At 65.0% G+C, this 18207-nt stretch carries 19 protein-coding genes; 13 read left to right on the top strand and 6 right to left on the bottom strand.

Annotated features, from left to right (window positions below):
- Window positions 1-195 precede the first annotated feature (195 nt).
- From SY91_RS14185 to SY91_RS14225, 9 genes are all read left to right on the top strand, one after another.
- Window positions 196-1104 carry a DMT family transporter gene (locus SY91_RS14185; protein WP_124478488.1) on the top strand — a complete coding sequence of 303 codons (909 nt, stop codon included), beginning with the start codon at window positions 196-198 and terminating at the stop codon, window positions 1102-1104.
- A gap of 111 nt (window positions 1105-1215) precedes the next feature.
- A complete protein-coding gene (locus SY91_RS14190; protein ID WP_006478317.1) occupies window positions 1216-1800 on the top strand; it encodes a TIGR00645 family protein in 585 nt (194 codons plus the stop codon).
- Window positions 1801-1844: 44 nt separating this feature from the next.
- On the top strand, window positions 1845-3368 hold the full coding sequence (locus tag SY91_RS14195; RefSeq protein ID WP_006478316.1) for a fumarate hydratase: 1524 nt from the start codon (window positions 1845-1847) through the stop codon (window positions 3366-3368).
- A 193-nt stretch (window positions 3369-3561) separates the two neighbouring features.
- Window positions 3562-4038 (top strand): bacterioferritin, encoded by a 477-nt coding sequence (bfr, locus tag SY91_RS14200; protein WP_006478315.1) that lies wholly within the window; start codon window positions 3562-3564, stop codon window positions 4036-4038.
- A 34-nt stretch (window positions 4039-4072) separates the two neighbouring features.
- Window positions 4073-4930, top strand: a complete 858-nt coding sequence (gene murI, locus SY91_RS14205) for a glutamate racemase (protein WP_006478314.1) — start codon at window positions 4073-4075, stop codon at window positions 4928-4930.
- 151 nt (window positions 4931-5081) lie between these two features.
- The gene (locus tag SY91_RS14210; protein ID WP_006482749.1) at window positions 5082-5318 is read left to right on the top strand and encodes a bacterioferritin-associated ferredoxin; all 237 of its coding nucleotides are present in this window, start codon (window positions 5082-5084) and stop codon (window positions 5316-5318) included.
- A 218-nt stretch (window positions 5319-5536) separates the two neighbouring features.
- The gene (locus tag SY91_RS14215; protein ID WP_124478489.1) at window positions 5537-6268 is read left to right on the top strand and encodes an energy transducer TonB; all 732 of its coding nucleotides are present in this window, start codon (window positions 5537-5539) and stop codon (window positions 6266-6268) included.
- A 34-nt stretch (window positions 6269-6302) separates the two neighbouring features.
- Entirely contained in the window at window positions 6303-7037 is a 735-nt protein-coding gene (locus SY91_RS14220; RefSeq protein WP_185920967.1) for a MotA/TolQ/ExbB proton channel family protein, read from the top strand.
- A 13-nt stretch (window positions 7038-7050) separates the two neighbouring features.
- Window positions 7051-7479, top strand: coding sequence for an ExbD/TolR family protein (locus tag SY91_RS14225; RefSeq protein ID WP_006478310.1), 429 nt, complete (start codon window positions 7051-7053; stop codon window positions 7477-7479).
- A gap of 398 nt (window positions 7480-7877) precedes the next feature.
- Here the strand turns inward: SY91_RS14225 and SY91_RS14230 are convergent, their stop codons facing one another.
- Complete coding sequence (locus tag SY91_RS14230) at window positions 7878-8852, bottom strand: LysR family transcriptional regulator (RefSeq protein ID WP_006478309.1); 975 nt, start codon at window positions 8850-8852, stop codon at window positions 7878-7880.
- Between the two features lie 121 nt (window positions 8853-8973).
- On the opposite strand from SY91_RS14230, the gene SY91_RS14235 reads away from it, so the two are divergent.
- From SY91_RS14235 to hemP, 3 genes are all read left to right on the top strand, one after another.
- Window positions 8974-9846 carry a pirin family protein gene (locus SY91_RS14235; RefSeq protein ID WP_053526001.1) on the top strand — a complete coding sequence of 291 codons (873 nt, stop codon included), beginning with the start codon at window positions 8974-8976 and terminating at the stop codon, window positions 9844-9846.
- A 98-nt stretch (window positions 9847-9944) separates the two neighbouring features.
- Window positions 9945-10427: an SRPBCC family protein gene (locus tag SY91_RS14240; RefSeq protein ID WP_006478307.1), complete on the top strand. Its 483-nt coding sequence runs from the start codon at window positions 9945-9947 to the stop codon at window positions 10425-10427.
- Between the two features lie 139 nt (window positions 10428-10566).
- On the top strand, window positions 10567-10812 hold the full coding sequence (hemP, locus tag SY91_RS14245; protein ID WP_006478306.1) for a hemin uptake protein HemP: 246 nt from the start codon (window positions 10567-10569) through the stop codon (window positions 10810-10812).
- A gap of 278 nt (window positions 10813-11090) precedes the next feature.
- Here the strand turns inward: hemP and SY91_RS14250 are convergent, their stop codons facing one another.
- From SY91_RS14250 to uvrB, 5 genes are all read right to left on the bottom strand, one after another.
- The gene (locus SY91_RS14250; RefSeq protein WP_006478305.1) at window positions 11091-12488 is read right to left on the bottom strand and encodes a 4Fe-4S binding protein; all 1398 of its coding nucleotides are present in this window, start codon (window positions 12486-12488) and stop codon (window positions 11091-11093) included.
- On the bottom strand, window positions 12485-13327 hold the full coding sequence (locus tag SY91_RS14255) for an FTR1 family protein (protein WP_006478304.1): 843 nt from the start codon (window positions 13325-13327) through the stop codon (window positions 12485-12487). Before SY91_RS14255 ends, SY91_RS14250 begins: the two co-directional genes overlap by 4 nt.
- Before the next feature lie 58 nt (window positions 13328-13385).
- Window positions 13386-13718 (bottom strand): cupredoxin domain-containing protein, encoded by a 333-nt coding sequence (locus SY91_RS14260; protein ID WP_006478303.1) that lies wholly within the window; start codon window positions 13716-13718, stop codon window positions 13386-13388.
- Window positions 13719-13773: 55 nt separating this feature from the next.
- Window positions 13774-14325, bottom strand: a complete 552-nt coding sequence (locus SY91_RS14265) for an iron transporter (RefSeq protein ID WP_006483880.1) — start codon at window positions 14323-14325, stop codon at window positions 13774-13776.
- A gap of 226 nt (window positions 14326-14551) precedes the next feature.
- Window positions 14552-16642 carry an excinuclease ABC subunit UvrB gene (gene uvrB / locus SY91_RS14270; RefSeq protein ID WP_027807217.1) on the bottom strand — a complete coding sequence of 697 codons (2091 nt, stop codon included), beginning with the start codon at window positions 16640-16642 and terminating at the stop codon, window positions 14552-14554.
- A 259-nt stretch (window positions 16643-16901) separates the two neighbouring features.
- On the opposite strand from uvrB, the gene SY91_RS14275 reads away from it, so the two are divergent.
- Window positions 16902-18101 carry an amino acid aminotransferase gene (locus SY91_RS14275; RefSeq protein WP_006478300.1) on the top strand — a complete coding sequence of 400 codons (1200 nt, stop codon included), beginning with the start codon at window positions 16902-16904 and terminating at the stop codon, window positions 18099-18101.
- Window positions 18102-18207 lie beyond the last annotated feature (106 nt).

Genomic DNA, 18207 nt, shown 5'->3' on the forward strand with positions numbered 1-18207 from the left:
CTGCGCACGATGCTGCACCGCACCACATCACGCGAACGTGACTCGCGGCCCGGCAGTTTCCACGATAAGCGCTCGAACTTACCCGTCACTTACGCGGCATGGCCGTCGTGCGCAGGGCACCGCATCGAGGTCGGCTTTACGCTGTTACAACCGCGACCCTACAATCCTAACTGAACTCGCCTTCCGGACTCCAGCTTGAATCGCTACGCCCTCTTCCTCATCCTGTCGATGCTGTTCGTCGGCAGCAACGTCGGTATCGGTAAATCCATCGTTGTATTCGTCCCGGTTGCCATCCTCGCCACGCTGCGCTTCGTGATCGCGATCGCCGTGCTGTGGCCGCTGTTCAGCCCCGTGAAGATGCGCGCGGTGAAGCGCGGCGAATGGCTGAACCTGTTCCTGCAGGCGTTCTTCGGCACCTTCATGTTCACGCTGCTGATGCTCAACGGCGTGCAGCGCACGAGCGCGGTGGCCGCGGGCGTCATCACGAGCACGATCCCGGCGATCGTCGCGCTGTTCGCGTGGCTGATCCTGCGTGAAAAACCGAACGGCCGTGCGCTCGTGTCGATCGCGCTCGCGATCGTCGGCGTCGTGACGATCAACCTCGCCAACGGCAGTGCAACCGGCCACGGCGCGCAGGGCGATGCGTCCGGCTCGCTGGCGGGCAACCTGCTGATCCTCGGCGCGGTCTGCTGCGAATCGATCTACGTGATCCTGTCGCGCCGGCTCACGCAAACGCTCGCGCCGATCGACATCTGCGCGTACACCCACCTGTTCGGCCTGTTCCTGATGCTGCCGCTCGGCGCAACCGCGCTGTGGCGCTTCGATTACGCGAGCGTGCCCGCCGGCACCTGGGCGCTCGTCGTCTGGTACGGGCTGTCGGCCAGCATCTTCTCGTTCTGGCTGTGGATGAAGGGCATCCGGCACGTGCCGGGCAGCCTCGCCGGCGTGTTCAGCGCGGTGCTGCCGATCGCCGCGGCCGCGTACGGCATCGCGTTCCTCGGCGAGCGCCCGACGCTCGCGCACGGCATCGCGCTCGCCTGTGTGGTCACCGGTATCGTGCTCGCGAGCCTGCGCGTGAAACGCGTGCCGGCGGCCGCTTCCTGATCCGTCCCCGGCAGGGCCGGCGCGTCGCTGCAGCGGCGCCGGCCGACGCGTTACAATAGCGCGCCTTTTCAAGATTACCCCGATACCTGCGCACCGCGCCCGTACCCCGACATGTCCGCCCCGCATTCGCCCGGCCGTCCCGGCCGCCGCCCGCTTCGCCCCCTTCCCGCGCTGATTTTCATGAGCCGCTGGCTCCAGGTTCCGCTTTATCTCGGCCTGATCGTCGCGCAGGGCGTCTACGTGTTCCTGTTCCTGAAGGAAGTCTGGCACCTGCTGTCGCATGCGACCGGCCTCGACGAAATCAGCGTGATGCTCGCCGTGCTCGGCCTGATCGACGTGGTGATGATCTCGAACCTGCTGATCATGGTGATCGTCGGCGGGTATGAAACGTTCGTGTCGCGGCTCGGCATCGAGGGCCACCCCGACGAGCCCGAGTGGCTCGACCACGTGAACGCGGGCGTGCTGAAGGTCAAGCTGTCGATGGCGCTGATCAGCATTTCGTCGATCCACCTGCTGAAGACCTTCATCAACCCCGACCAGCACACGACGCACGCGATCATGTGGCAGGTGATCATCCACGTGTCGTTCCTCGTGTCGGCGCTCGTGATGGCGTGGGTCGACCGCCTGACGACACACACGCACCCGGCCCATTTCCACGAGGCGCACGCGCCCGCGGCGTCCCGACCGGCGGCCTGAACCGTCGGCAAACCCTTCCCCACTGTCCCCACAGAGTCTCAGCCATGACCGTCATCAAACAGGAAGACCTGATCCAGAGCATCGCGGATTCGCTCCAGTACATCAGCTACTACCACCCGCTCGACTACATCCAGGCCCTCGGCCGCGCGTACGAGCTGGAAGAGAGCCCGGCGGCGAAGGACGCGATCGCGCAGATCCTCACGAACAGCCGCATGTGCGCGGAAGGCAAACGCCCGATCTGCCAGGACACCGGCATCGTGACGATCTTCGTGAAGGTCGGCATGGACGTGCGCTGGGACGGCGCGACGATGGGCCTCACCGACATGATCAACGAAGGCGTGCGCCGCGGTTACACGCACCCGGACAACGTGCTGCGCGCGTCGATCGTCAATCCGCCGGAAGGCGCCCGCAAGAACACGAAGGACAACACGCCGGCCGTGATCCACTACGAGATCGTGCCGGGCGACAAGGTCGACGTGCAGGTCGCGGCGAAGGGCGGCGGCTCGGAAAACAAGTCGAAGTTCGTGATGCTGAATCCGTCCGATTCGATCGTCGACTGGGTGCTGAAGACGGTCCCGACGATGGGCGCCGGCTGGTGCCCGCCGGGCATGCTCGGGATCGGCATCGGCGGCACCGCCGAGAAGGCGATGCTGATGGCGAAGGAATCGCTGATGGAGCCGATCGACATCCAGGAAATCATCGCGCGCGGCCCGAAGGACTGGGTCGAGGAACTGCGCGTGGAACTGCACGAAAAGGTCAACGCGCTCGGCATCGGCGCGCAGGGCCTCGGCGGCCTCGCGACCGTGCTGGACGTGAAGATCATGGCGGCGCCGACGCACGCGGCGTCGAAGCCGGTCGCGCTGATCCCGAACTGCGCGGCCACGCGCCACGCGCACTTCGTGCTCGACGGGTCGGGCCCGGCCAAGCTGGAAGCGCCGTCGCTCGACGCCTGGCCGAAGGTGCAGTGGGAACCGAACACGGAAACCAGCAAGCGCGTGGACCTGAACACGCTGACGCCGGAAGAAGTCGCGAGCTGGACGCCGGGCCAGACGCTGCTGCTGTCGGGCAAGATGCTCACCGGCCGCGACGCCGCGCACAAGCGCATCGCCGACATGCTCGCGAAGGGCGAGAAGCTGCCGGTCGATTTCACGAACCGCGTGATCTACTACGTCGGCCCGGTCGATCCGGTGCGCGACGAAGTGGTCGGCCCGGCCGGCCCGACGACGGCCACGCGCATGGACAAGTTCACCGAGACGATGCTCGCTCAGACGGGTCTGATCTCGATGGTCGGCAAGGCCGAGCGCGGCCCGGTCGCGATCGACGCGATCAAGAAGCACAAGGCGGCCTACCTGATGGCGGTCGGCGGCGCGGCCTACCTCGTGTCGAAGGCGATCCGCGGCGCGAAGGTGCTCGCGTTCGAAGACCTCGGCATGGAAGCGATCTACGAGTTCGACGTGCAGGACATGCCGGTGACGGTCGCCGTCGATTCGTCGGGCACGTCGGTGCACCAGACGGGTCCGAAGGAATGGCAGGCGAAGATCGGCAAGATCCCGGTCGCCACCGCTTAAGCGCGATCGAACGAAAGGCCGGACGGGAGTCCGGCCTTTTTACTTCTCATTCTCATTATTGTGCGCGGCCGGTTATTCAAGGCTGATTCTCATTACACGCAAAAGGCAGGCCCGACAAGGCTTCGAGGCTTGGCTTTTCTCGTTCGAGCGATTATCGTTCGGTTTCTGAAGCCCCACTGAACAAGGAACAGCCATGCAAGGCGACAAGAAAGTCATCGAATATCTGAACGCCCAACTGAAGAATGAACTCACGGCGATCAACCAGTACTTCCTGCATGCGCGCATGTACAAGCACTGGGGCCTCGACAAGCTCGGCAAGCACGAATACGACGAGTCGATCGGCGAAATGAAGCACGCCGACTGGCTGATCGAGCGCGTGTTCATGCTCGACGGCCTGCCGAACCTGCAGGACCTGCACAAGCTGCTCGTCGGCGAGGAAACCGAAGAGATCCTGAAGTGCGACCTGAAGCTCGAGCAGATCTCGCAGTCCACCTGCAAGGAAGCGATCGCCTACTGCGAATCGGTGCGCGACTACGTGTCGCGCGAGATCTTCGAGAAGATCCTCGACGACACCGAAGAGCACATCGACTGGCTCGAAACGCAGATCGACCTGATCGGCAAGGTCGGCCTGCAGAACTATCAGCAAACGATGATGGGTTCGGCCGAGTAATCGCCCTGCCCGCCAGCCCGCCGCCTGCCTGACGATGACGAACCCGTCCCACGCTACCGCGCCGCGCGCCGCCGCCCCTGTCGGCATCTTCGACTCGGGGCTCGGCGGCCTGTCGGTGCTGCGCGCCGCACGCGCGCACCTGCCGGACGAATCGTTCGTCTACGTCGCCGACTCGCACCACGCGCCATATGGCCCGCGCGACGAGGCCTTCATCACGGAACGCACGCTGGCCATCGGCGAGTGGCTCGCCCGCGAAGGCGCGAAAGCGCTCGTCATCGCGTGCAACACGGCAACGGCACGGGCGATCGCGGCCATCCGCGAATGCCTGTCGATCCCGCTCGTCGGCGTCGAGCCGGGCATCAAGCCGGCCGCCGCGCTGTCCGAGACCGGCGTCGCGGGCGTCCTTGCCACGCAATCGACGTTGAACAGCCCGCGCTTCCAGGCGCTGCTCGACCGCTACGGCGCCGGCCGCCGCTTCATCTGCCAACCCGGCCACGGGCTCGTCGAAGCGATCGAACGCGGCGACACGAACTCGCCCGCGTTGCGCGCGTTGCTCGAGCGTTACATCCAGCCGATGCTCGACGACGGTGCCGATACGCTGGTACTCGGCTGCACGCATTATCCGTTCTTCACGGAAACGATTCGTGACCTTGTTGGCGAGCGCCTGACGATCGTCGACACGAGCGATGCCATCGCCCGCCAGCTCGCACGGGTGCTCGACGAACGCGGGCTGCGCGCGCCGGCCGGCACGCATGCCGCGCCGCCGCGCTTCTGCTCGACGAGCGACGGCCTGCAGCTGCACGCGCTCGCGTCCACGCTGCTCGGCCTCGATGCGCCGGTCGAATCCGTCACCATTTCCTCGCCGAACGCGCGCGTCTGCGCGACCGCCTGACACGGGCCGGTGCGCCGGCTCCCCGCCCCAGCTTCCCCGCTCCCGCCGTTTCAAGGGTCCGATGACCTTAAAAAAAGCCCGACCCAGGCTTGTCAACACCCGCAAAATTAATGATAATAATTCGCATTAACGTTAGCTATCGCAACTCATCATGATCGTCTGCGTGTGCAAGTCTGTTTCCGATCGCAAGATTCGCGCGTCCCTTGCCGAGGGCGTGAACTCTTTCGATGAACTCCAGTTCGAGCTCGGCGTGGCCACGTGCTGCGGCAAGTGCGAGGAGTCCGTACGCGACCTCATGGCCGAACAAGGCGTCTGCGCGAGCCGGTGCGGTGTCGAGCATCATGCTCATCCGATCCCGGTCACGTTCTACGACCGCAAGGCGGCCTGAGCTGCACCGAGCGTGCGTATGCGGCCCAGGCCGCATTTTTTGTTTTGACCGTCAGCAAGCCACCGTCCGCGCGAGCCAACGGCTTACCTGTCAAGGAGCCTGTGATGGAATTGCTGATCGGATTCGTAACCACCGTTTGCATCTCGCTGCTGATTTTCCGCAAGTGATGCCGATTCACCCGCCGCGCCCCGGGTGCGACGTCGTTCTTTCAAGCTAACATGCAGGCTTCGCATCTCGCTCCTGCCGGCGCCATGCCGGCTGCACCACGTATGAATCCCCGAGTGATCGTCGTCGCGGTCGGTGTGCTTGCCGCACACGCGATCATGCTGACGGCCGCGTGGCTCCATCGCAACGCGCCGCCGCCGAAATCGGTCGAAGTCCAGACGATCACCGCGCAGCTCATCACGCCTGCGCCGATCACGCAGCAGGTCGCGGCCGAGTCGATCCCGCAGCCCGCACCGCCGAAGCCCGTGCCGCGCGTGAAACCCAAGGTCGAGCCGAAGCCGGTGCAGAAGGCGGCGAAGCCGACGCCGCAGCCGGTTGCGCCCTCGCCGGCTCCGTCGCCCACCCCCGCGCCTGCCGCCGACCCAACGCCTGCTCCGGCCGCGCCCGCTCCCGCGGCACCAGCCGCCACGCCGGGCCCGGCGCGCGAAACGATGCAGGTCAGCGCGCCGAAGAACGTGCCGACGCTCCAATGCAACTTCGTGAAGCCCGACTATCCGTCGATGTCGCGCCGCCGCGGCGAATCGGGTACCGCCTATGTTCACTTCGTCGTCGGCGTGACCGGCAAGATCGAAAGTATCGATCTGCAGAAGAGCAGCGGCTATCCGCGCCTCGACGATGCCGCACTCGACGCGATGCGCTCGACCACCTGCCGTCCGTACGTCGAGAACGGCCAGGCGATCCGCGCTGCCCGCACACAGCCCTACAGCTTCGGGCTCACCGACTAACCTGCCTCATCCGGAAGATTCAAAGGAAACAAAAATGCAAAGCTACGGTATCGCGCACGTCTGGGCGCAAGGTGATTTCGTCACGCGCGCCATTGCGATCACGCTGCTCGTGATGTCGGTCCTGTCGTGGATCGTGATCGTCATCAAGGGCTGGAACGTGATTCGCCTGAACCGCCTCACGAAGAATGCCGAACAGGCATTCTGGCATTCCGACAATTTCGACGACGGCATCAAGAAGCTCGGCCTCGCCGCATCGACGCCGAACGACAACCCGTTCCTCGCGCTCGCGCTGTCGGGCAAGGAAGCCGCCGACCACCACCATCAGACGCAACCGCACCTGCACGACCGCATGGACGTATCGGACTGGGTCACGCGCTGCCTGAAGGACACGATGGACGAAGCCATCTCGCGCATGCAGAGCGGCCTCGCGATCCTCGCATCGGTCGGCAGCACGGCGCCGTTCGTCGGCCTGTTCGGCACGGTCTGGGGCATCTACCACGCGCTGCTCGCCATCGGCGCCACCGGCCAGACGTCGATCGACCAGGTCGCGGGCCCGGTCGGCGAATCGCTGATCATGACGGCCTTCGGCCTGTTCGTCGCGATTCCCGCGGTGCTCGGCTACAACGCACTGACCCGCGCGAACAAGGGCGTCGTCAGCAAGCTGCGCCGCTTCGCGCACGGTCTGCACGCGTACTTCGTGACGGGTGCGAGCCTCGCGTCGTCGTCGACGCGCGACGGTCTGCGTCTCGCATCGCGCGCCGCCAGCTGAGACGAGGTGAACCATGGCCATGAACACCGGTTTCAGCGACGATGACGACGATGCCGTGATGAGCGAGATCAACATGACGCCGCTCGTCGACGTCATGCTCGTACTCCTGATCATTTTTCTCGTGACGATCCCGGCGATGCAGCATGCGGTGAAGATCGACCTGCCGCACGCCAGCAGCCAGCCCGTCGACGAAAAGCCGCAGACCGTCGACGTCGCGATCCAGGGCGACGGCACGATCCTGTGGGACGACCACACGGTCACGCGCGAACAGTTGCAGGCGCGCATCGCGGAAGCCGCGAAACGCACGCCGCAGCCGGAGCTGCATCTGCGCGCGGATCGCAAGGTTGCGTACGAGCACGTCGCGGAAGTGATGTCGGATGCGCAGGCAGGCGGCCTGACGAAGCTGGGCTTCGTGACGGAGCCGGGTGCAAAAGCGAAGTAACGCGCATACGTCTCGCAGTCGCAACTGCGCACCTGGTCGGTCGCACCTAACCGGCCGCACCTAACCGGCCGCGCACAAAGTAAAAGGCCTTCATCGCCAGATGAAGGCCTTTTTTCATGCGCACGCGGGCGCCTTCGGGCGGCGGGCTCTTTGGCGGTATCGGTTACGCCTCGAGCAACGCAAATGCGACTCTGCCGTGGTCTGCACGGACTGCGCGTTCTGCCCTATCTGGCTCACAATATATGCGGCCACCTGATTTCGCTCAGAACTTCCTTCGCGAAATGGGATTTCAATATAGGCCCGCCCGCGCACGCATTCAAGGTTCCGGCGATTGAAACTTGCGATTGCAGACGACGCTTCAATGACAAAACAAATTTGCGTCGTCGTGCACGCCGTGTTCAGGTCGCCGAAACATCGGCCGCTGCTTCCTGCTTCGCGCGCTCGGGGCAACCCGGCTCCTTGTACGCGCCATGGTCGAGCTTCTCGACCAGGTAATCGACGAACGCACGGACCGCGGGCGGCATCCCCTGCCGCGACACGAACACCGCGTACAGCTGCGGCACCGGCAGCGTCCAGCCCGGCATCACGGGCGACAGTTGCCCCGCGCGCAGCGCGTTGCCGTACATCATCTCCGGCAGCGCGGCGATGCCGAGGCCATCGAGCACGGCCTCGCGGATCGTCATCAGGTCGGCCGTCACGAGCCGCGGATCATGCTCGTGCACGTGGCGCGTTCCATCCGGCGCGATCAGGTTGAATACGTGCCGGCCGTCGACGCTCGGCGTATCGAGCGTCTCGAAGCCGGTCAGGTCGTCCGGCGCCAGCGGCGGCGCATTCTGGCTCAGCAGGCTCGGCGCGCCCACCAGCATCTGCTCGGTGCGCCACAGCGGCCGCACGACGATGTTGGCGTTCTGCGGCGGCTCGGAGCGCACGCGCAACGCAACGTCGATCGAGTCCTCGAACAGGTCGATCACGCGATTCGTCACGCGGACATGCACCTTCACCTCGGGATAGCGGCGCAGGAATTCGGGCAGGATGCGCGACAGCATCGTCTGCGACAGCGTCACCGGCACGCTGACCCGCACCGAGCCGCGTGGTGACGCGCGCAACTGCTGCACCGCGTTCATCGCGGCCTGCGCTTCGGCGAGCATCGCCTGGCAATGCTGGTAGAACAACTCCCCCGCCTCGGTCAGCGCGAGCTTGCGCGTCGAACGCTGCAGCAGGCGCACGCCGAGCGCCGCCTCGAGCTCGGTCAGGCGTCGCGACAGACGCGATTTCGAGATGCCCAGCACGCGCTCGGCGGCCGAAAAGCCGCCATGTTCGACGACCTGCGAGAAGTACATCAGGTCGTTCAGGTTATGTGCATCGATATTCATCTCATCGTTCCAATTTCAGAACAATCCATTGCGAACGGCCGCAAATCGGACGGGAAAACGCCCAATATAATAGCGCTATGTTTCAAAAATAACGCTATTCCGATGATTTCGAGGGCTTCCCATGACGACCGCTCGCTCGCTTGATCGTACCTACCCCGCGCTTCGCACCACCGAAGGCGGCGGTTTCGTGGTTCACCGTCCGTTCCCGACGCGGCTGCTGATGGACTTCGATCCGTTCCTGCTGCTCGATGAAATGGGCCCCGTCGACTACGCCCCCGGCGAAGCCGTGGGCGCGCCCGACCATCCGCATCGCGGCTTCGAGACCGTGACGTACGCGCTCGACGGGCGCTTCCGCCATCGCGACTCGTCCGGCCATACCGGCACGCTCGGCCCCGGCGACGTGCAGTGGATGACGGCCGGCGCCGGCGTCGTGCACAGCGAGATGCCGGATCCGGCGTTCGCCGAGGCAGGCGGGCGTTCCCACGGCTTCCAGCTGTGGGTCAATCTGCCGCGCCGCGACAAGATGATCGCACCGCGCTACCAGGAGATCCCGGCCGCACGCATTCCGACCGCGACGTCGCCGGACGGCCGCGCGCGCGTGCGCGTCATCGCCGGCGAAGCATTCGGCGTACAGGCCGCGATCGAGACGCGCACACCGATTCTCTACCAGCACTTCACGCTGGAGCCGGGTGCGACGGTCACGCAGCCCGTGCCGGCCGGTTATCGCGTGTTTGCCTATCCGATCGACGGAACGGGCCTCTACGGGCCTGACAGGCAGGCGGTCGACGCACGGCACATGATCGTCTACGGCGACGATGGCGACACCGTCACGTTCGCTGCGGGTGACACGTCGCTCGACCTGCTGCTGATCGGCGGCGTGCCGCTCAACGAGCCGATCGTCCGCTACGGCCCGTTCGTGATGAATACCGAAGAAGAGATCCGGCAGGCCGTCGTCGACTACCAGACCGGTCGCATGGGCCGCATCGAAGCGTGAATCGGATCGGGGTCACAGGTAGCCGCGAAGCCGATGGTTTTACGTCACAATAAGTTCTTGAACCATGTGGCCAGCCGCCACCAGAAGGAACCCGCCCCTTGAACTTCGAACACCTGATCCAGATCAACTCCGACGAACCGGGCGTGCCGAGCCTCACCCGCGACCAGCTCTGGGAAGGCCTCGTATTGCGTGCAGAACAGCCGCAACTGTTCGTGATCGGCCTCGACAGCTGCGTCATCCACGAACGGACGGACACGACGCTCGAACGCGAACTCCATTACGGCCACGCGACCGTGCGCGACCACGTGACGTTCACGCCGAACCAGCAGGTCCGCTATGACATCCGCGCCGCCGATGGCGAGATCGGCGGCTCGCTGACGATGACGATCGAGGAGCGCGACGACCGCCAACTGTTCCTGCGTTTCGAGTACCGCACGACGCTGACGGTTACGGACGACAGCGAAGAAGCGCGACAGACGCACGGGATCGTCAAGGAGGCGTACCGCACGTCGGATATCGACACCGTTCGCCTGATCCGCGAGTACGCGCAAGGTCGCAAGGACCCCGATCCGCTGCACTGAACCCGGCGGCGGCCTGCGGGCCGCCGCTTTGATTCAAACTATCAGACCAGACTTATCGATCGATAAAGAGTTTTTGTAAATGGGAATAGTTATCATTTAGAATTCATTCCATCGTATCGACAGTCACCGATCAAACCGAATGACCGACACCATGCGCCCGACCACGCTGACCCTGCGCCGCACCACCAGCACCGCAGCCAGCAGCCGTCAGAAGACGGCAGCGGTCACCACGCCGGCGAAACCCGCCGGCAACCGCGATCCAGGCACGCGGGTCGTCAACAGCGATACGCTGCTGCAAGGCCAAAGCCACATCAGCATCGCGCATAACGGAGAGACTTACCAGTTGCGGGCCACGCGGCTCGGCAAACTGATCCTGACGAAGTAACGACCGAGTATTGTGGGGACCACCTCCCTGAGAGGTGTTGGGCAGTAGCCAGCGTAACGGCTTGCACGCGAGATCTAGACCCCTTCGTGCAAACACACTCAAGCAGCCGTTGCAGCAAGCCAAGCCACTTTTTTGGTTCTCGCACAAGGAAGAAAAAAAGCGACACGTCGAAGGACGTGTCGCTTTTTTGTTTGGGCAGCCAATGCGCGAAGCGTGCCACCCGTGTGTAGGTCGGCTATCAATGCACGACGGCTAAAGGAAGCGGCATGCGAGCCGCTTCAGAACCCCCAGAACATCAACCACCATGCGCTGTCGACGACCGCCAGCCCGACGGCGAACCATGCGAATGCCGCGAGCCGGCGCGGCCACGCCGCATAGCGCCCCGTCACCTTCCACGCGAGCCACGCACTCCATACGTTGGCGCCGACCAGAATCGCGATGCGCACATCGGTTGCCCAGCCGAGCGGCACATGCTCGGCGCGCAGCAACGACAGCGTCGTGGCCGACAATCCGAGGAACACGCCCGCCCCCGCGATCGGGATCAACGCCTGGGCGAGGTGATGCAGGCGCACGCGATCGAAGCGGCCGAGCATCAGCGTCGCGCCGGCCAGCAACACCAGCAGCGCCGTGCCGTACACGAGCCCCGTGCCGACGATGTAGCTGACGACCAGCCCGCCATCGAGCCAGGAGAATACGTCGTTGCGGTCCGGGTAGTGCGTGAGCAGAAACCACGGTGCATTGGTCTCGAGCGGCCACGTGATGTCGTGGTCGATCAACCAGCCCGCGAGCCATTGCTTGATCTGCACGAACCACGGGCTGACGGTCCAGTGGAACGCGCCGATCGCCACGCCGAGCAGGCCGTACAGGATCAGTGCGGTGTCCCACGGGTTGGCCCGCTCTGCACCGAGGTTCACGACTTCGTCGGACGGCGAGCGCAGCGACAGCGAAATCGCGTCGCGGTGCCCGCTGCAGCGGCCGCACATATGGCAGTCCGCCGCGCCCTTCATGTTGCGCAACGGCACGAGCGGCGCGCAGTTGATCGGAATCACGCGATGGCCGTGCTCGCCGTTCTTGTACGAACGGCGCCACGCATCCTCGTCGACCTTGTAGCGCATCGGCGCGAGCCGCGCGAGCAGCCCGAACACGCCGTTGACCGGACACAGGTACTTGCACCACACGCGTTTCTCGCGGCCGTACAGCACGCCGATCACGATCGCGCCGACGGTCGAGCCGCCGAGCACGAACAGCACCGCGAGCGGGTACTGGTACACGCTGACCATCTGCCCGTAGATCGTCGTGATGCCGAACGCGACGAACGGCCAGCCGCCCCACCGGATCCAGCGCGGAATCGGGCCGCCACGGCCGAACTTGCTCGCATATTCCGTGAGCGCGCCCTCCGGGCACAGCACGCCGCACCACACGCGGCCGAGCATCACCATCGACAGCAGCACGAACGGCCACCAGATGCCCCAGAACGCGAATTGCGCGATGAGCGTGAGGTTGTTCCACAGATGCGCGGAATCGTCCGGCAGCGGCAACACGGCCGGCACGATGATCAGGAACGCGTAGACGGCGACGACGATCCACTGGATACCGCGGATCAGCGCACCGTGGCGCTGCATCCACTGGCCCGCCTGCGCGAGCCAGCCCGGCTTGACGGCGGCGACAACGCTCATGCCGCGCGACCCGCTGCAACGGCCGGACGGCGGCTCGCGCGCTTCATCAACAACCAGACGACCGCCCAGTACACCGCATAGGCCACCAGGTTGGTCAGCGCCGGGTGTGCGCGATAGCCGGTCAGCGTCGCGACGAGCGAACCGAACGTGCCCGAATCATCGAGGATCGCGGACGTATCCCACACCTGCGAGATGCCGAGCGGCAGGATTTCCTTGTCGATCAGTTTGTCGACGCCGGTCTGGAACAGGCCCGCGCCGAGGAACAGCAGCATCACTTCGGTGACGCGGAAGAAATGCCGCCACGAGAAGTACTTGCCGCCGAGCTGCAGCAGATAGAAGGTGAGAAACGCGAGGCCGAGGCCGATCACGACCGCGAGCATCTGGCTGCCGTCGACGTGGCCCGACTGGCCGAAACCGAGGCCGTACAGGAAGATCACCGTCTCGCTGCCTTCGCGCGCGATCGCGAGCGCGACCAGCACGGCGACGCCCCACCAGTTCGAATCGCGCGTGCTTTGCTGCAGCGACTGCTCCATGTCGCGCTTGAGCGTGCGGCCGTGCCGGCGCATCCACAGCACCATCTGCACGATCAGCACGCAGGCGATCAGCACCATCGCCGTCTGGAAATAGTCCTGCGCGTCGCCGGACAGCACTTCGGTGAACCCGACCAGCGCGGCGCCGAGGCCGATGGCCATCAGCAGGCCGACGCCGACACCGGCCCAGAGGAAAGGCAGGCCGCGGCGCGCGTCGTCGTCGCCGTTTTTCAGCCATGCATAGAGAATGCCGACGACGAGCAGCGCTTCGACGCTCTCCCGCCAGACGATGAACAAGATCTGACCCATCGATACCTCCTGACGCGCGGCGCAAGGGACTGGTGCGCCCGCGCGCAGATAAAACGCGTTACTTCGCGACGATCACGCCCTGTGCCTGCTGGTGGAAATCGTCGAAAAACTTGTATTCGCCCGGCGACAGCGGGGCGACGACCACGAACGAATCGGCGCCCGGCGCGAGCACCTTCTCCTTGCGCAACTGCACGCTCTCGAATTCGGCAGCGCCCTTGCCGGTGTTCCGGATCTCGATCTTGAAACGCTGGCCGGCCGGCACTTCGATGCGGGCAGGATTCAGCTTGCCATCCGTCATCTCGAGCTTGAACGTCGGCAGATCGGCTGCATGCGCCGCGCCGGCAAGCCACAGCGCAGCGGCCGCGGCAACGATTTTCTGGGGAATCTTCATTCTGGGTTCTCTACGCCGACGGCGCGCCGAAGCGCGCCGTTCGTGATGCCACCGATCAGTAACCGCCCTTCTTGCCGATACCGGCGAACGGGAAGTCGTACTCGAGCGTGATGGGCTTGAACCACGGGCCCACGCCCGTTTCCTTGTCGACGTGGCGACCGAACGCCATGTGACCCGACTGCATCGGCGGCTTGACGACCATCGTCAGGTGATACTTGCCCGGGCCGGCGAGCTTCACGTTGTCGCCGTAGTGCGGGCCGTCGCTCGCGACCATGCCCATCAGGTCGCCTTCGGCCTTCCACTTCGTGTCGCCCTGCTTCGTCAGCTTGTACGTGACCTGCAGGTACGGCATCCAGTCGCCTTCCGCGAAACCGGTCGGGTTGTTCTTGACCGCATGGATGTCGGCCTCGAGGTGAATGTCGGAATCCGACGCCTTGCGCATCATGCCTTCCGGGTCCATCGTGATCGGCTGCAGATACACCGCGCCGATTTCCATGCCGCCCTGGATCTGCTGCTTGCCGATCGGATACTCGGCAGCCGAGGCCGACATCGCGGCAAGCGCCGCCGCTACCGCAACCGTCGTGCGGATGAACGAAGAACCCAACATGGACACTCCTTGTTATTTGTCTGACTATCTTGACGACATGCGAGCCGCCGCCGGGGCCGCTCGCTGGAAACACTAACGCGACGAAGAACGTTAATGCGAACTATTCTCAATACATGCGGAGTTTAGCACCGAACCTGTTTCGGAACAAACGGAGAGCGCCGTAAACCCCTGATCCGACAAGGCTTACAGGCGCTTTACCAAAAGATTCGGTGACGCTTGGAAAGAGTTACCGGCCGCCGCTGATGTGGTCGCCGACGTTCGCGCCGAACACGCGTTCGCGCAGCACGGCAAGCTGGTCGCGGGTTGCGGCGGCCTTCTCGAATTCGAGGTTCTTCGCGTAGTCGGCCATCTGCTTCTCGAGACGCTTGATTTCCTTCGCGAGCTGCTTTTCCGACATGTCCTCGAATTTCGCGCGCTGTTGCGCCTCCTTCAGCTCCGCACGCGCGTCGTCGGCGTTGTAGACACCGTCGATGATGTCCTTGATGCGCTTCACGACGCCGCGCGGCGTGATGCCCATCTTTTCGTTGTAGGCGATCTGCTTCGCGCGGCGCCGCTCGGTTTCGCCGATCGCGCGCTTCATCGACTCGGTCATGTTGTCCGCGTAGAGGATCGCCTTGCCGTTCACGTTCCGCGCGGCGCGGCCGATCGTCTGGATCAGCGAGCGCTCGGCGCGCAGGAAGCCTTCCTTGTCCGCGTCGAGGATCGCGACGAGCGACACTTCGGGAATGTCGAGGCCCTCGCGCAGCAGGTTGATCCCGACCAGCACGTCGAACGTGCCGAGCCGCAGGTCGCGGATGATCTCGACGCGCTCGACCGTATCGATGTCGCTGTGCAGGTAACGCACCTTGACGCCATGATCGGCCAGGAACTCGGTCAGCTGTTCGGCCATGCGCTTCGTCAGCACGGTGATCAGCACGCGCTCGCCGGCCTTCACGCGCGCGTTGATCTCGGTCAGCACGTCGTCGACCTGCGAGCTCGCCGGGCGCACTTCGATTTCCGGATCGACGAGGCCGGTCGGCCGCACGACCTGCTCGGCGATCTGCCCCGTCACGCGTTTCTCGTAGTCGGCCGGCGTGGCCGACACGAACACGACCTGGCGCATCTTGCGCTCGAACTCGGGGAACTTCAGCGGCCGGTTGTCGAGCGCCGACGGCAGGCGGAACCCGTAATTGACGAGGTTTTCCTTGCGCGCGCGGTCGCCGTTGTACATGCCGTTCAGCTGGCCGATCAGCACGTGCGATTCGTCGAGCAGCATCAGCGCGTCGGGCGGCAGGTAGTCGACGAGTGTCGGCGGCGGATCGCCGGGCGCCGCGCCCGAGAAATGCCGCGAATAGTTCTCGATGCCCTTGCAGAAGCCGAGCTCCTGCAGCATTTCGAGATCGAAGCGCGTGCGCTGCTCGAGGCGCTGCGCCTCGACGAGCTTGCCGTCGCGATGGAAGAACTCGAGCCGTTCGCGCAGTTCGTCCTTGATCGTCTCGACTGCGCGCATCACGGTGTCACGCGGCGTCACGTAGTGCGACGACGGGTACACGGTGAAACGCGGAATCTTCTGCCGCACGCGCCCGGTCAGCGGATCGAACAGCTGCAGCGTCTCGACTTCGTCGTCGAACAGCTCGACGCGCACGGCCATTTCCGCGTGTTCGGCCGGGAAGATGTCGATCGTGTCGCCGCGCACGCGGAACGTGCCGCGCTGGAAGTCCTGCTCGTTGCGCGTGTATTGCATCGCGATCAATCGCGCGATCACGTCGCGCTGGCCGAGCTTGTCGCCGGCGCGCAGCGTCAGGATCATCTGGTGGTATTCGGACGGATTGCCGATACCGTAGATCGCCGACACCGTCGCGACGATCACCACGTCGCGACGCTCCATCAGGCTCTTCGTCGCCGACAGCCGCATCTGCTCGATGTGCTCGTTGATCGACGAATCCTTCTCGATGAACAGGTCGCGCTGCGGCACGTAGGCCTCAGGCTGGTAGTAGTCGTAGTACGACACGAAATACTCGACCGCGTTGCGCGGGAAGAACTCGCGAAACTCCGCGTAAAGCTGGGCCGCGAGCGTCTTGTTCGGCGCGAACACGATCGCCGGGCGGCCGAGCCGCGCGATCGTGTTCGCCATCGTGAAGGTCTTGCCCGAACCGGTCACGCCGAGCAGCGTCTGGAAGGCAAGGCCGTCGCCGACGCCTTCGACGAGCGTGTCGATCGCGGTCGGCTGGTCGCCCGCGGGCGGATAGGGCTGGTAAAGCTGGAACGGCGACCCTTCGAAAGTGACGAATTTGGATTCGTCGAGTGCGTCGCCGACTTCGGCATGATGTTCGGACATGGAATGCGGCCGGAGCAAGGGCAAAGAAAGCATTCTAGCGCTTCGCGGCCGCGCGAACTGCTGTCGGCTCCTGACGCGGGACGGCCGCCCCGAATCGCGATTCGCCGCCCGAATCGCGACGGAATCACCGCCCCTGCCATCACGAATTCGCTACAATGTCAGGCTGCTGCGCTTCCCGGCGTCGCACCGTGGGCGCGGTCCACTGCGCCCGCCCCGCCGGCTGAAAGCCTGACCCTCTTTTCACTACTGCCGAATCATCATGTCGCTCTTCTCCGCTGTCCAGCTTGCTCCCCGCGACCCGATCCTGGGCCTGAACGAAGCCTTCAACGCCGATGCGCGTCCGACCAAGGTCAACCTCGGCGTCGGTGTGTACACGAACGAAGACGGCAAGATTCCGCTGCTGCGCGCGGTGCGCGACGCGGAGAAGGCACGTGTCGAGGCCGGCCTGCCGCGCGGCTACCTGCCGATCGACGGGATCGCCGCCTACGATGCGGCCGTGCAGAAGCTGCTGCTCGGCAACGACTCGCCGCTGATCGCGGCGGGCCGTGTGGTCACGGCCCAGGCACTGGGCGGCACGGGCGCGCTGAAGATCGGCGCCGATTTCCTGCGCACCCTGAATCCGAACGTGAAGGTCGCGATCAGCGATCCCAGCTGGGAAAACCACCGCGCGCTGTTCGAAGCGGCCGGCTTCGAAGTCGTCGCGTACCCGTATTACGATGCGGCCACGAACGGCGTGAACTTCGAAGGCATGCTGTCGGCGCTGAACGGCTACGCGGCCGGCACGGTCGTCGTGCTGCACGCGTGCTGCCACAACCCGACCGGCGTGGACCTCACCGAAGCGCAATGGCAACAGGTCGTCGACGTCGTGAAGGCGCGCAACCTCGTGCCGTTCCTCGACATGGCCTACCAGGGCTTCGGCGAGAACATCGAAGCCGATGCCGCCGCCGTGCGCCTGTTTGCCGCGGCCGACCTGAACGCGTTCGTGTCGTCGTCGTTCTCGAAGTCGTTCTCGCTGTACGGCGAGCGCGTCGGTGCGCTGTCGATCATCACGTCGAGCAAGGAAGAAGCCACGCGCGTGCTGTCGCAACTGAAGCGCGTGATCCGCACGAACTACTCGAACCCGCCGACCCACGGCGGCGCGGTGGTCGCAGCCGTGCTCGCGTCGCCGGAACTGCACGCTTCGTGGGTGCAGGAACTCGGCGAAATGCGCGATCGCATCCGCGCGATGCGCAATGGTCTCGTCGAGCGCCTGAAGGCAAGCGGCGTCGATCGCGATTTCAGCTTCATCAACGCGCAGCGCGGGATGTTCTCGTATTCGGGCCTGACCTCGGCACAAGTCGATCGCCTGCGCGACGAGTTCGGTATCTATGCGGTCGGCACGGGCCGGATCTGCGTCGCCGCGCTGAACACGCGCAACCTCGACGCGGTCGCCAATGCGGTCGCAGCGGTCCTGAAGTAAAGCCGGGCCGGGCGGCAGCCGTCACCGGCCCCGCCCTGCCGACATGAAAAACGCGCTCCACGGAGCGCGTTTTTTTGTGCCGTCCAGTCCAGCGCGGCGGGCGGCG

The sequence above is a fragment of the Burkholderia cenocepacia genome, from assembly GCF_014211915.1.
Lineage (GTDB): Bacteria > Pseudomonadota > Gammaproteobacteria > Burkholderiales > Burkholderiaceae > Burkholderia > Burkholderia orbicola.